20 protein-coding genes and 2 tRNA genes are annotated in these 21740 nt (G+C 43.2%); 19 read left to right on the top strand and 3 right to left on the bottom strand.

The annotated features are described in order from the left end of the window. Positions 1-44 precede the first annotated feature (44 nt). The 3 genes from KFT32_RS06560 (at position 45) to KFT32_RS06550 (ending at position 2590) form a co-directional block, all read left to right on the top strand. Positions 45-1100: a GerMN domain-containing protein gene (locus KFT32_RS06560; RefSeq protein ID WP_211746346.1), complete on the top strand. Its 1056-nt coding sequence runs from the start codon at positions 45-47 to the stop codon at positions 1098-1100. Between the two features lie 100 nt (positions 1101-1200). After that, complete coding sequence (gene rph / locus KFT32_RS06555) at positions 1201-1956, top strand: ribonuclease PH (protein WP_211746345.1); 756 nt, start codon at positions 1201-1203, stop codon at positions 1954-1956. Between the two features lie 7 nt (positions 1957-1963). After that, the gene (locus KFT32_RS06550) at positions 1964-2590 is read left to right on the top strand and encodes an XTP/dITP diphosphatase (protein WP_211746344.1); all 627 of its coding nucleotides are present in this window, start codon (positions 1964-1966) and stop codon (positions 2588-2590) included. A gap of 114 nt (positions 2591-2704) precedes the next feature. Here KFT32_RS06550 and asnB read toward each other — a convergent pair whose 3' ends face one another. Further along, positions 2705-4549, bottom strand: coding sequence for an asparagine synthase (glutamine-hydrolyzing) (asnB, locus tag KFT32_RS06545; protein ID WP_211746343.1), 1845 nt, complete (start codon positions 4547-4549; stop codon positions 2705-2707). Positions 4550-4729: 180 nt separating this feature from the next. Here asnB and KFT32_RS06540 point away from each other — a divergent pair, with 180 nt between their 5' ends. The 4 genes from KFT32_RS06540 to mgtE all read left to right on the top strand — a co-directional run bounded on the left by KFT32_RS06540 (position 4730) and on the right by mgtE (position 7383). Then, positions 4730-5065, top strand: a complete 336-nt coding sequence (locus KFT32_RS06540; protein WP_211746342.1) for a hypothetical protein — start codon at positions 4730-4732, stop codon at positions 5063-5065. A gap of 75 nt (positions 5066-5140) precedes the next feature. Continuing rightward, entirely contained in the window at positions 5141-5491 is a 351-nt protein-coding gene (locus tag KFT32_RS06535; RefSeq protein WP_211746341.1) for a hypothetical protein, read from the top strand. An 89-nt stretch (positions 5492-5580) separates the two neighbouring features. Then, positions 5581-5709 carry a hypothetical protein gene (locus KFT32_RS27415; RefSeq protein ID WP_283246417.1) on the top strand — a complete coding sequence of 43 codons (129 nt, stop codon included), beginning with the start codon at positions 5581-5583 and terminating at the stop codon, positions 5707-5709. A gap of 294 nt (positions 5710-6003) precedes the next feature. Continuing rightward, on the top strand, positions 6004-7383 hold the full coding sequence (mgtE, locus tag KFT32_RS06530) for a magnesium transporter (RefSeq protein ID WP_211746340.1): 1380 nt from the start codon (positions 6004-6006) through the stop codon (positions 7381-7383). 64 nt (positions 7384-7447) lie between these two features. Here the strand turns inward: mgtE and KFT32_RS06525 are convergent, their stop codons facing one another. After that, a complete protein-coding gene (locus tag KFT32_RS06525; protein ID WP_211746339.1) occupies positions 7448-7741 on the bottom strand; it encodes a magnetosome magnetite crystal formation protein family in 294 nt (97 codons plus the stop codon). A 142-nt stretch (positions 7742-7883) separates the two neighbouring features. Between KFT32_RS06525 and KFT32_RS06520 the strand changes: the two genes are divergently transcribed. Then, positions 7884-7957 (top strand) — tRNA-Arg (locus KFT32_RS06520). Positions 7958-8234: 277 nt separating this feature from the next. Further along, positions 8235-8399, top strand: coding sequence for a DUF4181 domain-containing protein (locus KFT32_RS27660; RefSeq protein ID WP_211746338.1), 165 nt, complete (start codon positions 8235-8237; stop codon positions 8397-8399). A 186-nt stretch (positions 8400-8585) separates the two neighbouring features. On the opposite strand, the gene KFT32_RS06510 is transcribed toward KFT32_RS27660, so the two are convergent. Continuing rightward, positions 8586-8659 (bottom strand) — tRNA-Arg (locus KFT32_RS06510). A gap of 243 nt (positions 8660-8902) precedes the next feature. Between KFT32_RS06510 and KFT32_RS06505 the strand changes: the two genes are divergently transcribed. The 10 genes from KFT32_RS06505 (at position 8903) to speD (ending at position 21519) form a co-directional block, all read left to right on the top strand. Next, positions 8903-9841: a hypothetical protein gene (locus tag KFT32_RS06505; protein WP_211746590.1), complete on the top strand. Its 939-nt coding sequence runs from the start codon at positions 8903-8905 to the stop codon at positions 9839-9841. A gap of 134 nt (positions 9842-9975) precedes the next feature. Continuing rightward, positions 9976-11316 carry a trigger factor gene (gene tig, locus KFT32_RS06500; RefSeq protein ID WP_211746337.1) on the top strand — a complete coding sequence of 447 codons (1341 nt, stop codon included), beginning with the start codon at positions 9976-9978 and terminating at the stop codon, positions 11314-11316. Positions 11317-11737: 421 nt separating this feature from the next. Beyond that, positions 11738-12328, top strand: a complete 591-nt coding sequence (clpP, locus tag KFT32_RS06495; RefSeq protein ID WP_211746336.1) for an ATP-dependent Clp endopeptidase proteolytic subunit ClpP — start codon at positions 11738-11740, stop codon at positions 12326-12328. Positions 12329-12340: 12 nt separating this feature from the next. Further along, positions 12341-13600, top strand: a complete 1260-nt coding sequence (clpX, locus tag KFT32_RS06490) for an ATP-dependent protease ATP-binding subunit ClpX (RefSeq protein WP_211746335.1) — start codon at positions 12341-12343, stop codon at positions 13598-13600. 129 nt (positions 13601-13729) lie between these two features. After that, a complete protein-coding gene (ispG, locus tag KFT32_RS06485) occupies positions 13730-14827 on the top strand; it encodes a flavodoxin-dependent (E)-4-hydroxy-3-methylbut-2-enyl-diphosphate synthase (RefSeq protein ID WP_211746334.1) in 1098 nt (365 codons plus the stop codon). A 188-nt stretch (positions 14828-15015) separates the two neighbouring features. Then, complete coding sequence (lonB, locus tag KFT32_RS06480; protein WP_211746333.1) at positions 15016-16755, top strand: ATP-dependent protease LonB; 1740 nt, start codon at positions 15016-15018, stop codon at positions 16753-16755. A gap of 88 nt (positions 16756-16843) precedes the next feature. After that, positions 16844-19180 carry an endopeptidase La gene (gene lon / locus KFT32_RS06475; RefSeq protein ID WP_211746332.1) on the top strand — a complete coding sequence of 779 codons (2337 nt, stop codon included), beginning with the start codon at positions 16844-16846 and terminating at the stop codon, positions 19178-19180. 18 nt (positions 19181-19198) lie between these two features. Next, positions 19199-19858 carry a ribosome biogenesis GTP-binding protein YihA/YsxC gene (yihA, locus tag KFT32_RS06470; RefSeq protein WP_211746331.1) on the top strand — a complete coding sequence of 220 codons (660 nt, stop codon included), beginning with the start codon at positions 19199-19201 and terminating at the stop codon, positions 19856-19858. Positions 19859-20108: 250 nt separating this feature from the next. Next, a complete protein-coding gene (locus tag KFT32_RS06465) occupies positions 20109-20696 on the top strand; it encodes a non-ribosomal peptide synthetase module (RefSeq protein WP_211746330.1) in 588 nt (195 codons plus the stop codon). A gap of 424 nt (positions 20697-21120) precedes the next feature. Then, entirely contained in the window at positions 21121-21519 is a 399-nt protein-coding gene (gene speD / locus KFT32_RS06460) for an adenosylmethionine decarboxylase (RefSeq protein ID WP_211746329.1), read from the top strand. The last annotated feature ends 221 nt before the right edge of the window (positions 21520-21740 follow it).

The raw sequence follows: 21740 nt of genomic DNA, 5'->3' as shown, positions 1-21740 counted from the left end.
CATAGTAGTACAATCTGTACAAAATTGTTAGGAGGACTATAAATATGAGTCGTTTCCAGCGCAAGGTTAAAATGATATCTGCAGTGGGTCTGATTACGGTCCCTGTGATGCTTACTGGGTGCGGAATATTCCCATCCCAGACTTCTGAATCCATTGATCAGCCGCCGTCCATTATTGAGTCTGCCATGATGAAAGCAGCTGAGGGCGAAGGTCGCATCCCTCAAACGGCACAAGCTACGATTTATTTGAAGGATCAGAATGGTCTTTTGGCTCCCGTATCGATGTCACTACCTACACTCGGAGATTTGACTTTTGCGGAGTCTGAGCTTTCTGCACTCGTAACAGGTGGAGCCTACTCGGGGTATTTACCAGAAGGGTTTACAGGTGTACTGCCACAAGGAACGGAAGTTAAGGATGTAAGTATTGATACAGATAATAAGCTGGCAGTCGTAGAATTCAACTCCAAGTTTACGGAATACAAGCCGGAAGAGGAGCGGCAAATACTTGAAGCATTAACCTGGACACTAACTGGAAATCCGGATGTACAGAGTGTGCAGCTGTGGGTAGATGGCAAAAAGCTCAACGAAATGCCAGTCAACGGGACACCACTCGCCCAGTCTCTGACTCGAGGCATGGGTATCAATCTCGATCTTGGCAGTACACTCTCTACGAACTCAAGTCCAGTTACCGTATATTTCACTGATTTGTCACCGGATGGAGTGCAGTACTATGTGCCTGTGACAAGGCTGGTTGAACCGAGTAATGACCGTCTCAAATCGGCATTGAATGAGCTTATCAAAGGACCTGATTCCGATGGGCTTGAAATGGTGCTGACAGCAGGGACCCTTTTAGATTCGGTCGTTACTGGGGAAGATGGAACGGTGACGGTAGCCCTGCAGGATGATATCTTTGAAGAAGGCGCGGTTATCCCTACAGAGCTGTTGCAGTCGGTCGTCATGACAGTTGCAGATAACTCAGGTAATCCGGAAACAAAGGTGAAAATTACGATGAATGATCAAAAGACGGTGATGGGTGAAGATGAACAAAACTATGGCGAACCGGTAACCAAACCGGAGTATATTAATGAAATTCCAATCTAATGAATAATTCTTGATTCGTAAAAGGATGCTTTTGATGGACCATTTTGGTAGAATAATAAGGACTATTACAGGACGCTTAAGACGTAGGAGGCAGTAAAAGATGAGATCTAACGGACGTACCAGTGAACAGCTAAGGCCGATCACGATGACCGCAGGTACCAACAAATTCGCAGAGGGTTCCGTATTTATTGAGGTGGGTGACACCAAAGTAATTTGCACAGCCACTGTGGATGAGAAGGTACCGCATTTCATGAAGGGACAAGGCAAAGGCTGGGTGACAGCCGAATATTCCATGCTTCCTAGGGCAACACAAACCCGGAATCAGCGCGAGGCAGCTCGCGGTAAATTAACTGGACGTACCATGGAAATTCAGCGCCTCATCGGACGTGCTTTACGTTCAGTTGTTGATTTGCATGCCCTTGGAGAACGTACCATTACGCTTGATTGTGATGTGATTCAGGCGGATGGAGGAACCCGCACGACTTCTATTACCGGTTCCTTTGTTGCAATGGCTATTGCGATCGATAAGATTGCTCAGCAGCACCGCCTGCCTGTGTTTCCGATTACCGATTATCTTGCTTCGGTGAGTGTTGGTGTGGTGGGACAGGAGGCTTTGCTGGATCTGAACTATGAAGAAGATTCCAAAGCGAAAGTCGATATGAACATCGTCATGACAGGTAGCGGAGAGTATGTAGAACTTCAGGGTACGGGCGAGGACAGACCTTTCAGTCGTAAAGAACTGGACGAACTGCTCGGTCTTGGAGAGCGCGGTGTACTTGAGATGATCAAGCTGCAGAAGGAAACACTAGGTCCCATCGCGCTGAAAATCGGTTCACGCGGGATTGGGGAGGCCTGAGTCTACCATGTTTCAGCTAGATAGTCCTATTCTCATTGTCGCAACCAAAAATAAAGGGAAAGTCCGTGAGTTTTCTCATGCCTTTGCTGCACTTGGGAAAGAAGTAAAGAGCATGTATGACTACCCGGACTTACCCGATGTGGTGGAAGACGGGGAGACGTTTGCAGATAATGCGTTTAAGAAAGCAAAGGCCGTAGCGGATGCTTTACAGCTTCCCGTACTCGCCGACGATTCCGGCTTATGTGTGGATCGATTGGACGGGGCACCAGGCGTATACTCTGCGAGATATGCCGGTGAGGGTGCGACGGATGCGGATAATAATGAGAAGCTGCTTAGCACCCTTGAATCTCTTCAGCTTGGAGAAGATACGGAGCAGCCACTCTTGAGCCCAGCTCGTTTTGTATGTGCGTTAGTGCTGTACGATCCTTCGACTGGAAAGAAAGTAGAGTCCTTCGGTTCTGTAGAAGGATTCATCACATCGGAACGTGCGGGTGAAGGTGGCTTTGGGTATGATCCACTCTTTTATTTGCCAGAGTACGAAAAAACTATGGCAGAGCTTAGTTTGGATCAAAAACAAGCCATCAGCCACCGGGGAGCAGCGCTTCGCGAGCTGATGGCCAAGCTAAAAGCTTAAAATCTAACATTGATTGAAACAGTCAATCCGTATTGGGTGGAAGCAAATATGATATACAAGAAGAGAAAGACCTGCCGATTGGCAGGTCTTTTTTTGATATATAGCATCTATATTTCAGCGAATAGAAACCTTATATGTCTTGAGCCAGTAGTTAACCTGGGTAAGGTAGGCAAATAGTTGAGGGCCAGACATTAATTGGCCGAACCATGGCAAGTTCGAGGAAGCATCCTTAGACGAGGCAAGTTCTTTGATCTTCTTGACATCCAGCAGAGGGAGTACCGGTGAAGTCGGGTCGTCGAGTACTTCCAGCATTTGTTGGCGGACCATAGCCAAATAGTTCGGATTGTGTGTTTTGGGATAAGGGCTTTTTTTACGATAGAGTACGTCGTCGGGTAGGATGCCCTCCAGTGCTTTTCGCAGGATTCCTTTTTCCCGGTCTCCAGTGACTTTAATCTCCCAAGGGACATTGAATACATATTCAACAAGTCGATGATCACAGTAAGGGACACGGACTTCCAGACCCACTCCCATACTCATGCGGTCTTTACGATCCAGCAGAGTTGGCATGAAGCGGGTAATGTTCAGATACGACATGACACGCATTTGAGCCGCTTTCCCGCTTTCGCCTGCAAGAAGCGGAGTTTCAGCAACGGCATCAGAGTACCGATCATTTAAATATTCGAGAGGACGAGTCCACTCCGCGATATCAGCGGATAAGAGACTTGCTCTCATTTTGGGAGCGACCGCCCATGGGAAGGTGCCGGAGTTCAGCATATCTTCACGGTGGAACCATGGATAACCGCCGAATACTTCGTCCGCAGCCTCACCGGAAATAGCGACCGTTGCTTTTTTCTTAATTTCACGGCAAAACAAATAAAGCGAGGAATCGACATCCGTCATCCCCGGCAAATCTCTAGATAGAGTGGCTGCATTCAGAGCCTCCACAACTTCATCTGTATCGAATTCAATAAAATGATGGTTGGTTTTTAGTTCATCGACCATTCGCTGGATAAAAGGGGCATCGGAGTTGGGCTGAAAAGCATGAGCTTTAAAATGTTTATCATTATCTACATAGTCAACGGAGAAAGTATCAATGTTACCTTGGCCTGTTCTTTTGTAATAATTCACAGCAAGTGCAGATAATGCACTGGAATCGAGACCGCCGGATAACAAGGAGCCAAGCGGTACATCCGAAGCGAGCTGGCGCTCCAGCGTATCTACAAGCAGGCGTCTAACTTCTGCTGCCGTTGCATCGACATCATCTTCATGCGGCTTACTCTCGAGCTTCCAGTATGCGTAGGTGCGGAAACCATTTCTGCTAAAAATAGCTGCATGACCTGCACGAAGTTCTTTCATCGAGGAATAAACGCCGTGTCCTGGTGTTCTCGCAGGTCCAATAATAAAGATTTCAGCAAGCCCTTCCGGCCCTACCACGGCTTCAACTGCCGGGTGAAGGAGAAGTGCTTTTGGTTCAGAACCAAAAACGAGTGTATCTCCTTGATGACTGTAGAATAGAGGTTTTACACCGAGACGGTCCCGTGCCATAAAAATATGCTCCCGTCCACTATCCCAGATGACGAAAGCAAAAATACCATTAAACCGGTCTACACATCCCGGTCCCCATTCAACATAGCTTGCCAGAAGCACCTCTGTATCACAAGTGGTCTTGAAACGATGACCGCGCTGTTCTAGTTCTTTTTTTAGCTCCGGCGCATTATAGAGCTCTCCATTGTACACGAGTGTATACTGTTTGTCGCTGTGGTTCATGATCATCGGCTGTGCCCCGTTTTCAGGGTCCATTACGCTCAGTCTTCGATGTCCAAAGGCACAAGGTCCGGATATCCAAGTTCCCCCAGCATCCGGCCCTCGATTCGACATACTTTCTGTCATGCGAACAAGTAGTTCTGAGTCCTGAGTGAGATCATGGTTCCACTGTATGAATCCAGTAATTCCGCACATGAGAAGTTCATCCTTTCTGGTCGTTTCTTCCACAGAAATTTGCCTTAGGGTGTGGAGAGCGGTCCTACCTTTAAATCCCATTCTCACAGTAATAACAAATATATGCCGAATTCAGGCATAAAATGTCTGTCCGCTTCCGAAACTATAAAGGTGAAAACTATGCGTTAGGGGCGATGAACATTGCAAAAAAGCCTGTATTTCGTATCGGTAGGGGGACGATCCGTTCTGGGTGATCAAAGAGCTGCTTCCTATGAGTGGATCATTCAAGCAACGCCCGAACAAGCAGAAAATCTGCAAGGGTTGTTAAGTTTGATGCAGGAAAAAGAAGAAGAAGCCTTTCCCGGTTATGTTTTCCCATGGCCTGATACGGAAGAAGCCTCCGTCAATGTGTTATATGAGGAAGCACTTCAAAACGTGTATAACGAAATATATCGGCTGGGAACAAATGAGACGAGGAGCCATTTGTCGCAATATGGAATCGTGCGGAATGTTGTAAATGATCCTACGTTTTTGTAGGGAATGCGGGTAAATCTAAGTATTTAATTCAACTGAAAGTGGACAGGACTTTAATTAGCAAAGGAGAAGGAACCCATGTATGTTATTCAGAATGCAAAAATAACAAAGGCAATGGAGTTAAATGGAGTTTCTTGTGTGGAAGTTGCGGTGGAGCCGGCTCAAGCCGGAGATCCTTCCTTGTTGTTATACATTACAGGAAGTAAGGATGGGTCGAACCTCGAACTTCACAGAGTCGTGCGCAACCATCATGATCTTACACTGGATTGGTATAACAACAACGTAAGTGCTGCTTTTGAAGATTCAACGGAGTTTGCTTTTGAGAACACGGGTGATATTACGGCAGAGCAGGAGAAGGAAGGCTTTATGAAGGCATTGCTAAATTATAGTTCCATGAACCAGGAACTTCGAAGCAAGCTCCTAAAATAGAATTTGAAATAAATACATTTGCCAATGTGAAATAGGAAGTCGTTTTTCTACACATAATACTCCTGTAACCCGGGGAGGTGAACTGAAAAGTGACTTCAAAGTACAAGAAAAGCAAGGGAAACCGTTATAACTTCAATAATGAGTTTGCTGATGAAGTACTTGCGAAGAACACGCAACATGAAGTACATCGTAACCCGATGCGCTTCGGGAACAAATAACCGGGCTGCAATCGACGCCTCCACTCTTTCTTACTGAAAGGGTGGAGGCTGTCTATTAGTATTAGATAGGAATACATACTTTAGTCTTAAGCTTTTGAACGAAAGGAATAACTATACGTTATTTTCACTGTTTTCCGATTCTTTGTATAGGGTATAAGCTTACAAGGTACAATCGTGTTTTTTCTCATAGACAAGTGAACTTCTATCGTGATAATGATTATGTTTTGTGAAACACACTGAATAACAGAAAGGTGTTATGACATTTGAATTAAGAGAGATCGAAGGTGAGTAGCGATGAGAGAATTGGAAAAACGAAGCAGAGAAGATGAACTGACAGAACTAACATTAAGCATTGAGGAATCGATTAAGGTAGGACGCATTACTGAGATGCGTGAAGAGTTTGTCGAATGGGAACCTTACGATTTAGCGGTCGTTTATAAAGAACTTGGCGAGGCTTACCGCCCGCAGTTTATGAACGCTCTTGAAATTGAGACACTTGCAGGGATGCTAAGCGAGCTTTCTCCAATGGTTGAGGTGAATGCTCTCTATATACTTAGTAAGGAAAGAGCAGCACAGGTACTAAACCGCATGGACAATGATGACCTTGCTGACTTGATGGGCGAGATCCCTGACGAAATGAGAGAGTACATGCTCTCTATTATGGAGGTAACGGAGAGAGAAACGGTTCGCGAACTGATGAACTTTGGTCCAGAGACGGCTGGGGGGATCATGACCAACCGTTATGTGTGGTTTTATGCGAGATACTCGGTACGCGAAGCGGTCGAGAAAGTAAAGCATTTTGCCGACCTCACCAATGATATACAGGACTTATACGTTCTAAATGAACAGAAAGAATTGATTGGACTGACCACATACCGGGATTTGGTTCTTGCCCAAGATACCGAGATCATCGAAAATTTGATGCGTGAAAATGTGGTAAAAGTGCCGGCAGATATGGACCAGGAGGAAGTGGCTCATCTATTCGAACAATATGACCTTGTCTCTATGCCAGTTGAAGATCCGCAAGGCAAACTGATCGGGGTCGTTACCTTTGATGACGTGCTCGACGTACTGCGGGCAGAGGCGAATGAGGACATTAACAAACTGTCTGCAACCGACAAAACGATCGATTTTAATACACACCCGCTGACGGCTGCAAAACGTCGTCTTCCTTGGCTCATTATGCTGCTCTTTCTCGGGTTGTTATCGGGCAGCATCATTAGTATATTTGAGGGCACGGTTAGCCAGGTTGTAGCGTTAACTTTCTTTATGCCGATGATTGCAGGGATGACAGGAAATACGGGTACACAGTCTTTGGCTGTTGTGATTCGGGGATTAGGACCGCAGACGAAAATGAATCGATCGACAATCTCTCGTCTTATGTGGCGGGAACTACTCGTCGGCGTGACGATCGGTGTCGTATGTGGTATTAGTGTGGCGCTTGTCGCAGGATTCTGGCAGATGAGTTTTGCTCTGGGGGCCGTCATTGGATTTTCTCTTCTTCTGACCATAATTATTGGTACAATGGCAGGAACGATCATTCCTATTATTTTATACAAGCTTAAAGTAGACCCTGCTGTAGCCTCGGGTCCGCTGATCACGACACTGAATGATTTGTTCTCATTGTCAGTTTATTTTGGTACAGCTACGGTATTTATTTCCTACTTAACTTAATGTAGAAACTCGAAAAAAGCAGTTGTTCCTAAGGAACAACTGCTTTTTTTGCTAGCAGGAAGGATTAAGCATAATCTCGAAGCACTTTAACGCCTTGATAAATGTTGTAGACAAAAGCCCCAAAATAAATAACAAGAAAAAGGATAACATATCCGACAATAGAAGCTGCATGGTTCGCATTAAACATAAAGATTAATAAAGGGATCGCCGCGAGAAAAGGAAAGATATGCGAGAAAAAAGCTTTTTTCGCATGACCTGAAATATAGTCATCTTTCGCAACAATCCATACAATGAGCGGGAGTAGAAATGGGGCAAAGAAGATGCTGAAATAACTAAGGGATGATAGTAATTGTCTCATAAGTTTGGTACGCTCCTCTGTTGATTATCATATTTACATCATATTACCCTGCCTGCCTCAGGATGATACCTAAAAAAAGACTTTGACATTTAGTCATTTTACGATATAATAAATATCGCACGTGAAAATATATACATAACATGTCCCAGTAGCTCAGCTGGATAGAGCAACGGCCTTCTAAGCCGTCGGTCGGGGGTTCGAATCCCTCCTGGGACGTATAACGTAAAAAAGACATCCATTTAGGATGTCTTTTTTTTATATCCTGGGGGATGAGCCGCATAAGGGTTATCTCTGAAGGTGAATTCAGGTATGATCAAACATATAATCTTGGTAAAAAATAGAAGGGGTGCTTTGTTTTTGGATAAAGTTTCGTTTCTTATTTTATTTTTTACTATTGCAGCTTTAATTCATCGAGGCAGCTCTATATACTTCCCTTATAGATAAGGAAGCGGAGGAAGAGGCGAGGGAGACATTTTCGTTACAGAGCAACATTTTGGATATCATTTTTATCCTAATTTTCATTTCACTTGCGGTGGTAGTACAATTTATTTTAGGTCCTTCCACTCATTTTTTCTTATATTTTCTTATATTTATAATAATGCATGGGTATTTAGCTTTTAGAGAGTGGAGATATAGCAGGAAATCGGGGGGGCTATAAAAGGAGCTTTTTGTCTTTTGTATTTTGTGTCATATACACGGTCATAGCGTTTATGTTGTACCCTTGAAGAAGTATACTTTGAATCGGTACGGAGATGAGTTTTGTTAGAAGAAGCCAGCAATAAATGTAGTTATGAAATAGTGGACATAAAAAAAGACATCCAAAAGGATGCCTTTTCGTAATATACGTCCCAGGAGGGATTCGAACCCCCGACCGACGGCTTAGAAGGCCGTTGCTCTATCCAGCTGAGCTACTGGGACAAAATCAAGCGCGAAATAGAGCATAACATATATAATTCATAAGATCAAGGGATAAATATAAATAAGTTTTAAAATCAAAATTGAAGAAGGTCCTCTTCTCCATATATGTTTATTTCATAAAAATGATAATCAGATGTTTTTTCTGCTCAGTATTAGGTTATTCTAATATATTAGTGCTATACATAGACTACGGGTTTCTATATAATCAACGAGTCGCTTTAAGCTTCCGATAGAGAGGAGGTAATCTTAATCAAAGACACAAGCTCACAAACCACAGAAAAAAATATTGTGCTATTTCCGAAGACACTCGATTTTTATCAGATTCAGCTCACCGTTATGTTGGAGAATGAACGTTACGTGGAAGCTATTAATTTGCTTGAATTTCTGCTTCAGTGTCAGGGGCAGGAACAGCGAAACTATGATGAATGGGCAGCGCTGCTTGAATGGCTGAGGGCAGCATTTCCTCAATATATAAATTCTGATGACGACAATCCCGCGCTGGAAGAAGAAGATCTTATTGAAAGTGAAGAAGATCTAGCTCGCCAAAATGCGAGAAACAAGTTAGCTGAGGACGGGGAGTATGCGAATAAATTACTGAGCACCGTGATGGAAGAACCTCTAAGTGAACAAACGATGCTTGCGCTTGATCAGCTCGCTTATGTAGACGTGCCAAACGTTGATGCTTCTCTCAAGAACTGGCTTGAAAAAAGCAAACTACATCCTTTGCTCCAGTTCCGAGTACTTCAAACGCTTCGGAAAAGAGGCGCGCAAATGACCGTTACTCTTCAAAGAGGGACTGAGAATGTCGAAGTAGAAGTGGAGACGGTTCCTCTGAAGCCGGATGATTTTCCACATTCAGTGATACGCATTCTAGAACTTGTTGCTGAACAGACGGAAGTTCATGAGCCTACGTTATTTTATTTCGCTCAAGAACTTTGGTCACAATATATCATGGCCGTTTTTGGGACAAGTGATTACCGCTCTATGCTGGAAGGCGATGATTCCATGCTGGATATGTGGGCTGCTGCTCTTCATGCGGCGGTTGCCGAGAGTTTGGGCGGTTCCCACAATGAAGAAGAGATACGCACACTGTATGGGATTACGAGTGAGGTTAGGTTCCGATTTGAACAGGCTTATCGCTCGATTAAGCAATTTGTTTCCGGCGGACTTGATGCAAAATAGGATATAAAACTTTTCCTGCACCGCTTGCAAGGGTTTTACCCTTGAAATTGCATTTAATGTTGTTTATACTAAAATGGTTATTTTGTACGCGCTTGACAATGGTTAACACGTGAAATTTGGAGGGGAAAGCATAAATGAAAGCAACTTGGGAAAAAATAGAGAAGAACCTTGGGGTTCTTGAAGTTGAAGTAGACGCAGATCGTGTAGCTGCTGCTCTCGACAAGGCTTTTAATAAAGTCGTTAAACAAATAAATGTACCTGGATTCCGTAAAGGTAAAGTGCCGCGCTCAATCTTTGAAGCTCGTTTTGGCGTAGAGAGCTTGTACCAGGATGCAATTGACATCCTTCTTCCAGAAGTATACACGGAAGCTGTTGATCAAACAGAAATCTTCCCTGTAGAACAACCTGAAGTGGATGTTGATCAATTTGCTAAAGGACAAACTTTCAAGTTTAAGGCAAAAGTTGTCGTTAAACCTGAAGTTGATCTTGGCGAATACAAAGGACTTGAAGTCCCTAAAGTAAGCATTGAAGTTTCTGAAGAAGAACTGTCTGCAGAACTTGAGCGCCTACAACAACGTCACGCTGAACTAGTAGTTGTAGAAGAAGGACAAGCTGCATCTGGTGATGTAGCAGTTATCGACTACGAAGGTTCTGTTGACGGTGAACTGTTTGAAGGTGGATCTGCTGAGCGTCATTCTCTTGAACTTGGATCCAACACGTTCATTCCAGGTTTCGAAGAGCAAGTGATTGGTCTCGGAACAGGTGACACTAAAGACGTTGAAGTGACATTCCCTGAAGAATACCATGCAGCTGAACTAGCTGGTAAAAAAGCGGTATTCAAAGTGAAAGTACACGAAATCAAACGTAAAGAGCTTCCTGCACTTGATGATGAGTTCGCTAAAGATGTTAGTGAATTCGAAACACTTGCTGAATACAAGGAAGATCTGAAAAAACAACTCGCTTCCCGTAAAGAAGAAGAAGCAAAAGCAACTCAAGAAAATATCGTTGTCGAAAAAGCTGCTGAAAATGCAGATGTTGAAATTCCACAAGGAATGATTAACAGTGAAGTTCGCAACATGATGCGCGACTTTGACAACCGTCTTCGTCAACAAGGTATGAATCTTGAAATGTTCATGAGCTTCTCCGGCCAAACGGAAGCAGATCTTCAAAACCAAATGAAAAACGATGCTGAAAAACGCGTTCGTAACAACTTGGTTCTTGAAGCAATCGGTAAACAAGAGAATCTTGAAGTAACAGAAGAAGATGTGAACGAAGAGCTTAATAACATGGCTACTTCTTTCAAACGTTCTGCTGACGAGATTCGTCAAATTTTGGAAAGCAACGGTTCTTTCGATAGCTTGAAAGAAGAAGTGTTGCTTCGCAAAACAATCGACTTCCTTTTGACTAACAGCAAAGAAGTAGATGCTCCTGCTGAAGAAGCAAAAGAAGAAGCGGCTGAATCATTGACATCATGAGCATGTAACATAAAACCCTCCAGCGATTGGAACGGGTTTGTGTAATGCTGATCACGTATATTAGATAAGGCACGTAAGGTTTTTTACTCACGTGCCTTATTTTTTCTCACTAATATCCATTTTATAGTTATTTTTATAATTAAATGGATATTAGCTTATATACGTGATAATTTTTGTCTCCTTCCATATACTTGATATATAGGTCTTTGCTCTTTAGGCTGGAAGGCGGATTTGCACATACATAAAAAAAATGGTTAAATATGATCAAGCTTTCTCATTAATGGTATGTATGAGAAGTTGATCAAATGACATGAAACAGGGATCATGTTAAAATAAGATATATTGTAATTTATAATTTACAGATTCTTATTATTCCCTGACTTATGCGGTAAAGATTCTACTAAGGAAAAGAGGTTTACACATGAGTCTCGTACCTATGGTTGTTGAACAAACGAATCGTGGTGAACGTTCATACGATATTTACTCCAGACTGCTGAAAGATCGTATTATCTTTCTAAGCGGTGCAATAGATGACGATGTGGCGAATCTGGTAATTGCCCAGCTTCTTTTCCTCGCAGCAGAAGATCCAGAAAAGGATATCAGTTTATATATCAATTCTCCTGGTGGTTCTGTAACAGCAGGGATGGGTATATATGATACGATGCAGTTTATCAAGCCAGACGTATCCACGATCTGTGTAGGTATGGCTGCCAGCATGGGCTCCTTGCTATTAACAGCAGGTGCTCCAGGTAAGCGATATGCACTTGAAAACAGTGAAGTGATGATACATCAACCGCTTGGCGGAGTTCAAGGTCAGGCATCCGATATTCAGATTCACGCTGACTGGATTATTAAGACACGTCAGAAACTGAATCAGATTTACGTGGAGCGTACAGGTCAACCCCTTGATAAAATCGAGCGTGATACGGACCGCGACTATTTTTTGAGTGCGGAAGAAGCATTGGAATACCGTATCATTGACCAAGTACTCACCAAACCGATTAATTCTTAAAGGGGTGGTTATATGTTTAAATTTAACGATGAGAAAGGGCAATTGAAATGTTCTTTCTGCGGTAAATCCCAGGAACAGGTTCGGAAGCTGGTAGCCGGACCAGGGGTGTATATATGTGATGAGTGTATCGAGCTTTGCGCGGAGATCGTGGAAGAAGAGCTCGGTCATGATGAAGAGATCGATCTGAAAGATATCCCGAAACCAAAAGAGATTCGTGATATTCTGGATCAGTATGTTATTGGTCAGGATCAAGCCAAAAAATCTTTGTCTGTAGCGGTATATAATCACTACAAACGAATTAATACTCAGAGCAAAATTGACGACGTGGAAATGTCGAAGAGTAATATCTTGTTGCTTGGACCAACAGGTTCGGGTAAGACTTTACTTGCTCAAACGATGGCGAAAATTCTAAACGTACCGTTTGCCATTGCTGATGCTACATCTTTGACGGAAGCCGGCTATGTTGGTGAAGACGTTGAGAACATTCTGCTTAAGCTGATTCAAGCAGCAGATTATGATGTAGAAAAAGCAGAACGCGGCATCATTTATATCGATGAGATTGATAAAGTAGCACGTAAATCGGAGAACCCTTCGATTACACGTGACGTATCGGGTGAAGGTGTACAACAAGCTCTCCTCAAAATTTTGGAGGGAACTGTTGCTTCTGTTCCACCGCAAGGTGGACGTAAGCATCCTCATCAGGAATTTATCCAAATTGATACAACTAATATTTTGTTCGTATGCGGCGGTGCCTTTGATGGTCTGGAGCAAATGATCAAACGTCGTATTGGTAAAAAAGTAATTGGATTTAATTCTGCAACAGAACAGAAGGATCTAAAACCAGGTGAATACCTTGGCATGGTTCTTCCAGAAGATTTGCTGAAATTCGGTCTGATTCCGGAGTTTGTTGGCCGTTTGCCAGTTATCTCTACTTTGGAGCCGCTTGATGAGGCAACACTTGTCCGCATCTTGTCTGAGCCGAAGAATGCACTGGTTAAACAGTACACCAAAATGCTCGAACTCGATAATGTATCCCTTGAGTTTGAAACAGGTGCTTTGGAGGCTATTGCCCGTGAAGCGATCAAACGGAATACAGGAGCGCGTGGACTTCGCGCCATTATTGAAGGCCTATTGCTGGATGTAATGTACGAAGTACCATCTCGTGAAGATGTAACAAAATGCGTAATCACAGAGCAAGTCGTTGAAGAAAAAACGACACCTGAACTACGCAGTGGAGATGCAAAAGATAAAAAGCAGGAAGAAAGTGCGTGATCTTGGCTGATCCCACTTAATCTAGTTTAAATAATTTAGTCATACTCCACTGGTAAAGGGGGCTTATTACTGGAATCTTCCAGTCCCCGTACTGGTGGAGATTTGACGTTATGGGGAGAGAAAGCCATCATGTTTCTGAGACAAGATACACGTCCCGTAAAAGTTGGAGATTTGACGATTGGTGGAAGCAACGAAGTTATTATACAGAGTATGTGTACTACTAAAACTGCAGATGTAGAGGCGACAGTCGCTGAAATTTTACGACTGGAAGAAGCAGGTTGTCAGGTAGTTCGGGTAACGGTAAATAACGATGAGGCAGCAGATGCGATCAAAGAGATCAAGAAGCGTATTCACATCCCGCTGGTAGCTGATATTCACTTTAACTATAAACTTGCTCTTAAGGCCATAGAAAATGGGATTGATAAGGTTCGTATTAATCCAGGTAACATTGGCCGCCGCGAGAAGGTAGAAGCAGTAGTAGAAGCATGTAAAGCGAAGGGAATTCCAATTCGTATCGGAGTTAACGCGGGTTCTCTTGAGAACCACTTGCTTGAAAAATACGGATATCCAACAGCAGATGCAATGGTAGAAAGCGCACTTTATCATATTGGTATTCTGGAAGAACTTGATTTTCATGATATTATCGTATCCCTCAAGGCTTCCGATGTACCAATGGCGATTGAAGCCTATACCAAAGCAGCTCAAGTGATTCCATATCCTCTTCACCTTGGTATTACAGAAGCAGGAACGTTGTTCTCTGGAACAATCAAAAGTTCTGCAGGTATGGGTGCTTTGCTATCGCTAGGTATTGGTTCTACGATGCGGATTTCTCTTAGCGCTGACCCAGTTGAAGAAGTGAAAGTAGCGAGAGAACTACTCAAAACATTTGGACTGATCTCTAACGCAGCTACACTCATTTCTTGTCCAACATGCGGACGTCTAGACATAGATTTATTTTCCATTGCTAATGAAGTGGAAGAGTACATCTCTAAGATTAAAGTGCCGATCAAGGTCTCTGTTCTTGGCTGTGCTGTTAACGGTCCTGGAGAAGCTAGAGAAGCCGATATTGGTATTGCAGGAGCACGAGGAGAAGGATTGCTGTTCCGTTATGGAGAGATGATCCGTAAGGTGCCTGAGGCTGAAATGGTTGAGGAATTGAAAAAAGAAATTGATAAAATTGTTGTTGCCTATGAAGAGACTGGCTTAATACCAGGTCGCAAGCACTAATACTATAATTATGATCAACAAAAAAAGTCAGCTTTCCTTTGCGAAAGTTGGCTATTTTTGTTTTCTATCCTACATAATCCTAATTTTACGTTTACCAGCAGGTGAAAAGGCTATACTACCAAGTATCGAACTTTTTACGAGGCAAAGTTAAAGGCAATGGAAAGAAAGTAAGAACAGGAGGACATATAATGGGAACTGAACTGAGTATTATCGTTATGTTAATCAATTTGTTTTTTGGAGTCGTAATTGGACTCTATTTTTGGAATATGCTGCGTGGGCAAAAAAATAATCGCAGTGCAGTAGAGAGAGAATCTCGCAAGGAATTGGACAAACTACGGAAGCTGCGAGCGATTTCGCTGACTAAACCACTTGCTGAGAAGACTCGTCCAGCCAAGATGGAAGACATCGTTGGTCAAAAAGACGGATTACGAGCAATGAAAGCTGCTTTGTGTAGTGGAAATCCGCAACATGTTATCGTGTACGGCCCACCAGGAGTGGGGAAGACTGCGGCAGCTAGAGTTATTTTGGAAGAAGCTAAAAAGAATCCGGCCTCTCCTTTTAAGGCAGATGCTAAATTTACAGAGATCGATGCGACTACTGCGCGTTTTGATGAACGAGGAATTGCTGATCCGCTTATAGGATCCGTGCATGATCCGATATATCAAGGGGCGGGAGCCATGGGTGTAGCTGGCATCCCTCAGCCAAAGCCGGGGGCAGTCACGAAAGCACACGGGGGCATTTTATTTGTGGACGAAATCGGTGAACTCCATACAATTCAGATGAACAAGCTATTGAAAGTACTGGAAGATCGCAAAGTGATTTTAGAGAGTGCGTACTATAATTCCGAAGACACGCATACTCCTGCTTATATCCACGATATTTTTCAAAATGGGCTACCAGCTGACTTTAGGCTTGTAGGTGCTACGACCAGATCTCCTCATGAGATCCCGCCAGCACTACGTTCTCGCTGCATGGAAATTTATTTCCGTGCTCTTTTACCGGAGGAAATTGGTCAGATCGCTGAGGATGCCATATCCAAAATCGGATTCTCTGCCAACCCGGAAGCGGTTGAGGTTGTTAAAAAGTATGCGACGAATGGCAGGGAGGCTGTGAACATCGTACAGCTGGCAGCCGGACTTGCCCTGACGGAAAATCGGGATGAACTTCAGGCTTCAGATTTAGAGTGGGTAGCAAGCAGTAGTCAAATCCAGCCAAGACCGGATCGGAAAATTCCTAATCGCCCTCAGATTGGTTTTGTTAACGGACTTGCTGTATATGGTCCCAATATGGGAGCATTGCTTGAGATCGAAGTTTCAGCTGTACCTGTACCAAAAAACAAAGGCACTTATAATATTACAGGTGTCGTTGAGGAAGAAGAAATTGGTGGAGGTTCAAGGACGTTACGCCGGAAAAGTATGGCTAAGGGTTCTGTGGAGAATGTGCTAACTGTTCTACGTTCTATGGGATATGAGCCAGCAAATTATGATTTACACATTAATTTCCCAGGAGGAACACCAATCGATGGGCCTTCCGCTGGGATTGCGATGGCTACAGCTATCGTCTCCGCCATTCGGGGGATTCCTGTGGATCACGAATTAGCTATGACTGGTGAAATGAGCATTCATGGTAAAGTGAAGCCGATAGGGGGCGTTCTAGCCAAAGTCGAAGCTGCTTTTCAGGCGGGAGCTAAAAAAGTAATTATTCCAGCTGAAAACTGGCAATCCATTTTTGATAATTTAGAAGGCCTACGTGTTATTCCGGTTGAGACTGCAGAAGAAGTGTTCCAGCATGTATTTGGAGAACCGGAAAAAACAGTGGTTGAGGATATCGCTTCACCTCCGGCAGAACTCTTCCCACCGTCCTCCCCTTCCGTTCTGCATGCGGATCTAAATCGGGGCGGTAAACTGAATAGTACGGAAAGCATGTAATGTCTTGCTCCTTCATTGGTTTTTTATGTGAACATTTGATAAAATAATGAATGATAACAACTTGAGAGCCATTGGAGGTGTGAAAGCGATGGGACCGAGCAAAGCCAAAGGTCGTCGTTTTCCTTTACTGCCTTTGAGAGGACTTCTCGTCTATCCGAGTATGGTGCTCCATCTCGATGTGGGCAGGGAGAAATCCGTTAAGGCTTTGGAAAAAGCGATGGTAGACGAACATTTAATCCTCCTGTGTTCCCAATCGGAAGTAAATATTGAAGAACCTACAAGGGAAGATATCTTCCGGATCGGGACAGTGGCAAAGGTTAGACAGATGTTGAAACTTCCTAATGGGACGATTCGAGTACTTGTAGAAGGATTGGAACGCGCGGAAATTATCGAATACACAGATAATGAAGAGTTTTATGAAGTGCTGGCTGTAGAGCTTCCTGAGGAAGAATCCAATCATCCGGAGATAGATGCTTTGATGAGGACTCTACTTAGCCAGTTCGAGAATTATATAAATCTGTCCAAAAAAATTACACCGGAGACGCTCGCTGCCGTTTCAGATATTGAAGAGCCAGGGCGTCTTGCTGATGTGATTACAAGTCATCTCTCACTCAAGATCAAGGATAAGCAGGAAATTCTTGAGACGGTTGACGTCAAGCGGAGACTTGAGAAACTGCTGGATATTCTCAATAATGAACGGGAAGTTCTGGAGCTTGAACGCAAAATCAACCAACGTGTGAAGAAGCAGATGGAGAAAACGCAAAAGGAATATTACTTGCGTGAGCAAATGAAAGCTATTCAGAAAGAACTTGGCGAGAAGGAAGGGCGCGCCGGTGAAGTAGAAGAGCTCCGAAATCAAGCGGCAGCTCTTGATTTACCGGAGAAAGTCCAGGAGAAGATCGACAAGGAAATTGACCGCCTTGAGAAAATGCCGGCCAGCTCTGCTGAAGGTGGAGTCATTCGTAACTATGTCGATTGGCTGCTCGCATTGCCTTGGAGTCGAACAACCGAAGATGATCTTGATATTCAGGCTGCCGAAGAAGTGCTAGATGCGGATCATTACGGCCTTGAGAAGCCGAAGGAAAGGGTCCTTGAGTATCTAGCTGTTCAGAAGCTGGTCAAAAAGCTCAAAGGTCCTATCCTATGTCTTGTAGGACCTCCTGGCGTAGGGAAAACTTCCTTGGCCCGTTCCATTGCCAAGTCACTCGGTCGTGAGTTTGTGCGGATTTCACTCGGCGGAGTTCGGGATGAAGCAGAAATCCGTGGTCACCGCAGAACGTACGTAGGCGCAATGCCAGGAAGAATCATTCAAGGTATGAAAACAGCGGGCTCCCTGAATCCTGTATTCTTACTTGATGAAATCGACAAAATGGCTTCTGACTTCCGCGGAGATCCCTCCTCGGCACTTCTTGAAGTGCTAGATCCGGAACAGAACAATACTTTTAGTGATCATTTTGTTGAATTACCTTTTGATCTATCCAATGTTATGTTTGTCACGACAGCGAATACGGTACACAGTATCCCAAGACCTCTCCTTGATCGTATGGAACTCTTAAATATTCCGGGTTATACTGAGCTTGAGAAACTGCAAATTGCGAATCGTTATTTGCTGCCGAAGCAGATAGGGGAGCATGGCCTTACTGAAGAGCAACTTCAAGTAGGGGAAGACACGCTGCTGAAAGTAATTCGAGAATATACGAGGGAATCCGGAGTACGGAATTTGGAACAGCAAATGGCTTCCTTGTGCCGAAAAGCAGCGAAGAAAATTGTGACAGGACATGAGGGAAGTATCATTATTACGCCGGAAGAGATTAAGGATTATCTTGGACCAGGTAAATTCAGATACGGTGTGGCTGATCTCGAAGATCAGATTGGTACCGTTACTGGGCTTGCGTGGACTGAGGTAGGCGGCGAAACGTTGGTTATTGAAGTGACAGTTGTTCCAGGTACCGGCAAGTTAACACTTACCGGAAAACTGGGAGACGTGATGAAAGAATCAGCACAAGCGGCATTTAGTTATACCCGTTCGAAAGCATTAGAACTTGGTATTGCTCCTGATTTTCATGAAAAAAATGATATTCATATTCATATACCAGAAGGTGCTATTCCCAAAGACGGACCTTCGGCAGGAATTACAATGGCAACGGCTTTGATTTCTGCTCTTACGAACCGTCATGTTTCCAAAGATGTAGCTATGACGGGTGAAATCACATTGCGTGGCCGAGTGCTTCCTATTGGGGGACTGAAGGAAAAATCACTTGCTGCCCATCGTGCTGGATATAAGAAAATTTTACTCCCCAAAGACAACGAACGTGACTTAAAAGATATTCCGGATAGTGTCCGGGAAGATGTTGAATTCGTTCCTGTCGCTCATATGGATCAAGTACTGCAGCATGCTCTTGTAGAACAGGCAGGAGTGCATTAGAGAGGACAATTATTTATTATGAAAGTAACAAAATCGGAATTTATTATTAGTGCTGTTAGCCCTAGCCAATATCCTGAGGACGCCTTGCCAGAGATTGCTCTGGCAGGGCGTTCCAATGTAGGAAAATCATCGCTCATTAATCGAATGATTAATCGAAAAAATCTGGCAAGAACGAGTTCAACACCAGGGAAAACCCAACAGCTTAACTATTATCGCATTAACGATCAGCTTTATTTTGTTGATTTTCCCGGTTATGGATATGCCAAAGTGTCCAAGACACAGCGTGCTTTGTTTGGACAAATGATGGAAAAATATTTACTGGAGCGTCAAGAACTCAAACTCGTTATGCAGATGATCGATATGCGTCATGCTCCTACCAAAGACGACATCATGATGTATGACTGGCTTAAACACCATGGCCTTCCCGTTTGTGTAGTGACTACGAAAATGGACAAGATTCCAAAGACACGTCGTGCCAAGCATGCCAAAATTATAAAAGATGCCCTTCAACTTCATCCAGATGACTCCTTTGTTTCTTTTTCATCTGAGGAAGGCATTGGTAGAGATGAATTATGGGCTGTTATTTCCCGCTACGCTTTCTCTAACGATCCTTTCGGTGAGGAATTAGATCAGGATGAATTAGAAGAAGGTCAAGCCCCCTCAACTGAAGAAGCGTGACAAGCTTAAAATGCAGGATGACTGAGTTAACACGAACTTTTAATGCAGGAAAGTGAGCATCTTCCCTTTCAGCTCTATAATTTAGGCGTTCATCCCGTTTTTTACGGGTTTTGCGCAGAAATTTATCGTTTGGAGAAGAAGCAAACGGTTTAAAAGGTAGTGTATAATATAGTCAGGCATAAGCCTTGTTACGAAAATTCCGGTGAAAACACCGGCCTGATCATATCAGGAAAGAATTGAGGAGATTTTTATGGCTCAGCGGTTAGCCACAGAATATGTTAAAGCCACTTTGAAATTGTCGGAAACTCAAATGAAGCAGTTCTTGCAAATGGCAGAGGATGGTCATATCCATTCAAGAGTGAAAGTGCTCGGTAATGGAGGACAGGACATTGTACTAGAGGATAATGCAGGCGAGGAAGTTCATTTTCCATTTCATCGTAGAGAAGGGTTTTATATCTGTGAGTTGTCTTGCCGCTTGGTAAACTTACACTTAACGAATTTGGTGCGCAAGTTATTTCTTCATTTCAAAGGAGAAGGGGTCGTAAACCGAGTGTATGCTGGATTTACGATGGCGTATGTTTATTCAAATGGCTCTGTACGAAAAATTGTTGAAGTTAAGCCAGATCATTCCCGTACCGTATATGAGTACAAAAATACGCTTCAGGAAATGGAAGAAGTATTTCAAATGAGGAATGTTGAAAGGCAGATTACAGAAGTCAAACACTGCATCAATAAGCTGTTGGATTTACGAAATACTACCTTTGGTCAAGAAGGAATTGCTAAGATTGACGAGCAGCTACGCACTCATACCTTTACTTTATTCGCTCTAGAAGCGTAAGTATTTCCATAAGGAAATACATAAGTGATCTTGTTCCAAAACTCCTTACCGTCAAAGCGGTAGGGAGTTTTTTATTGTATGGTTTTATTCTGGTGCCATCTATATACTGTACCCATGAAAAGTAAGCTGTCTGTCTTAGATGACAAAGCACTTATATTTATACAATGCCCTAATTTTTGCCCCGCTTTTTTTTGTGAATTATTTCATAGTATGGCATGAATATATTTGTATTACTGGTAAAAAAACTATTGCAATTGATGTGGATAGATGTTATTTTTAATCTCGTTGAAAAGAATATAGGAACCAGGATTCACTCAGGACATTGAATGTTGCGAGAGATTATTCCCTCGGGAAGTGAATGACGTAGGTCCTAGCGGATGAAATTTTTTCAAACATTTTATTCCTAGGAAGGGGGAACCGGAAGATGGAATATTCAACTTTCGGAAGACACGTTGCTGTTGATACTTGGGGAGTCGACTTCGATTTACTGAACAATGAGGAGTTTTTGCAAGCGCAGATGGTAGATGCAGCTGAGGCTTGTGGTGCTACTGTATTGTCTGTACAATCTAAGCAATTTGATCCTCAAGGAGCTACAGTACTTGTATTGCTGTCAGAGAGCCATCTCTCGATTCACACGTATCCTGAGAGAGGTTTTGCCGCAATTGATTGTTACACTTGTGGAGAAACGGTAGACCCGCAGTTAGCCATTGACTACCTGGTGTCCGTATTGAAACCGGAAAAAACGTACGCCAAAAAATTGGTTCGCGGTTTGGGTGAAATGAAGGTTGAAACGCCTGAAATGAAACAAACCGAACTTGTTTGATGGGATTTTAATAATATTTGAATGATCTAACAACCATGGATAATCCATGGTTGTTTTATATATGTAGATATTTTACAATTTTGTTATACTTAATTACGTGAATATGTGCAGATCGAGATTTGGCTTGAAAGAGGTTTCAAGAGCTTTTGAAGTGTATAAATATATGAAGTCCCGGTAAAATTAAGGGAAAGCTGCCCCTGAAAATGAGGATTTCATAAACA

The organism is Paenibacillus sp. Marseille-Q4541 (assembly GCF_018310695.1).
Classification (GTDB): Bacteria; Bacillota; Bacilli; order Paenibacillales; family Paenibacillaceae; genus Paenibacillus.
The sequence above is the reverse complement of the archived record's forward strand: the minus strand, read 5'-3'. Positions and strand labels throughout refer to the sequence as shown.

Excerpts from the sequence above, each read along its gene's own strand:
- asnB (WP_211746343.1), bottom strand. The coding sequence starts at position 4,549 with ATGTGCGGAATTACTGGATTCATACAGTGGAACCATGATCTCACTCAG.
- tig (WP_211746337.1), top strand. The coding sequence starts at position 9,976 with ATGAAAGCAACTTGGGAAAAAATAGAGAAGAACCTTGGGGTTCTTGAA.
- lon (WP_211746332.1), top strand. The coding sequence starts at position 16,844 with ATGGGACCGAGCAAAGCCAAAGGTCGTCGTTTTCCTTTACTGCCTTTG.
- KFT32_RS06560 (WP_211746346.1), top strand. The coding sequence starts at position 45 with ATGAGTCGTTTCCAGCGCAAGGTTAAAATGATATCTGCAGTGGGTCTG.
- KFT32_RS06525 (WP_211746339.1), bottom strand. The coding sequence starts at position 7,741 with ATGAGACAATTACTATCATCCCTTAGTTATTTCAGCATCTTCTTTGCC.
- KFT32_RS06465 (WP_211746330.1), top strand. The coding sequence starts at position 20,109 with ATGGCTCAGCGGTTAGCCACAGAATATGTTAAAGCCACTTTGAAATTG.
- speD (WP_211746329.1), top strand. The coding sequence starts at position 21,121 with ATGGAATATTCAACTTTCGGAAGACACGTTGCTGTTGATACTTGGGGA.
- clpP (WP_211746336.1), top strand. The coding sequence starts at position 11,738 with ATGAGTCTCGTACCTATGGTTGTTGAACAAACGAATCGTGGTGAACGT.
- ispG (WP_211746334.1), top strand. The coding sequence starts at position 13,730 with ATGTTTCTGAGACAAGATACACGTCCCGTAAAAGTTGGAGATTTGACG.
- KFT32_RS06535 (WP_211746341.1), top strand. The coding sequence starts at position 5,141 with ATGTATGTTATTCAGAATGCAAAAATAACAAAGGCAATGGAGTTAAAT.
- clpX (WP_211746335.1), top strand. The coding sequence starts at position 12,341 with ATGTTTAAATTTAACGATGAGAAAGGGCAATTGAAATGTTCTTTCTGC.
- mgtE (WP_211746340.1), top strand. The coding sequence starts at position 6,004 with ATGAGAGAATTGGAAAAACGAAGCAGAGAAGATGAACTGACAGAACTA.
- yihA (WP_211746331.1), top strand. The coding sequence starts at position 19,199 with ATGAAAGTAACAAAATCGGAATTTATTATTAGTGCTGTTAGCCCTAGC.
- lonB (WP_211746333.1), top strand. The coding sequence starts at position 15,016 with ATGGGAACTGAACTGAGTATTATCGTTATGTTAATCAATTTGTTTTTT.
- rph (WP_211746345.1), top strand. The coding sequence starts at position 1,201 with ATGAGATCTAACGGACGTACCAGTGAACAGCTAAGGCCGATCACGATG.
- KFT32_RS06550 (WP_211746344.1), top strand. The coding sequence starts at position 1,964 with ATGTTTCAGCTAGATAGTCCTATTCTCATTGTCGCAACCAAAAATAAA.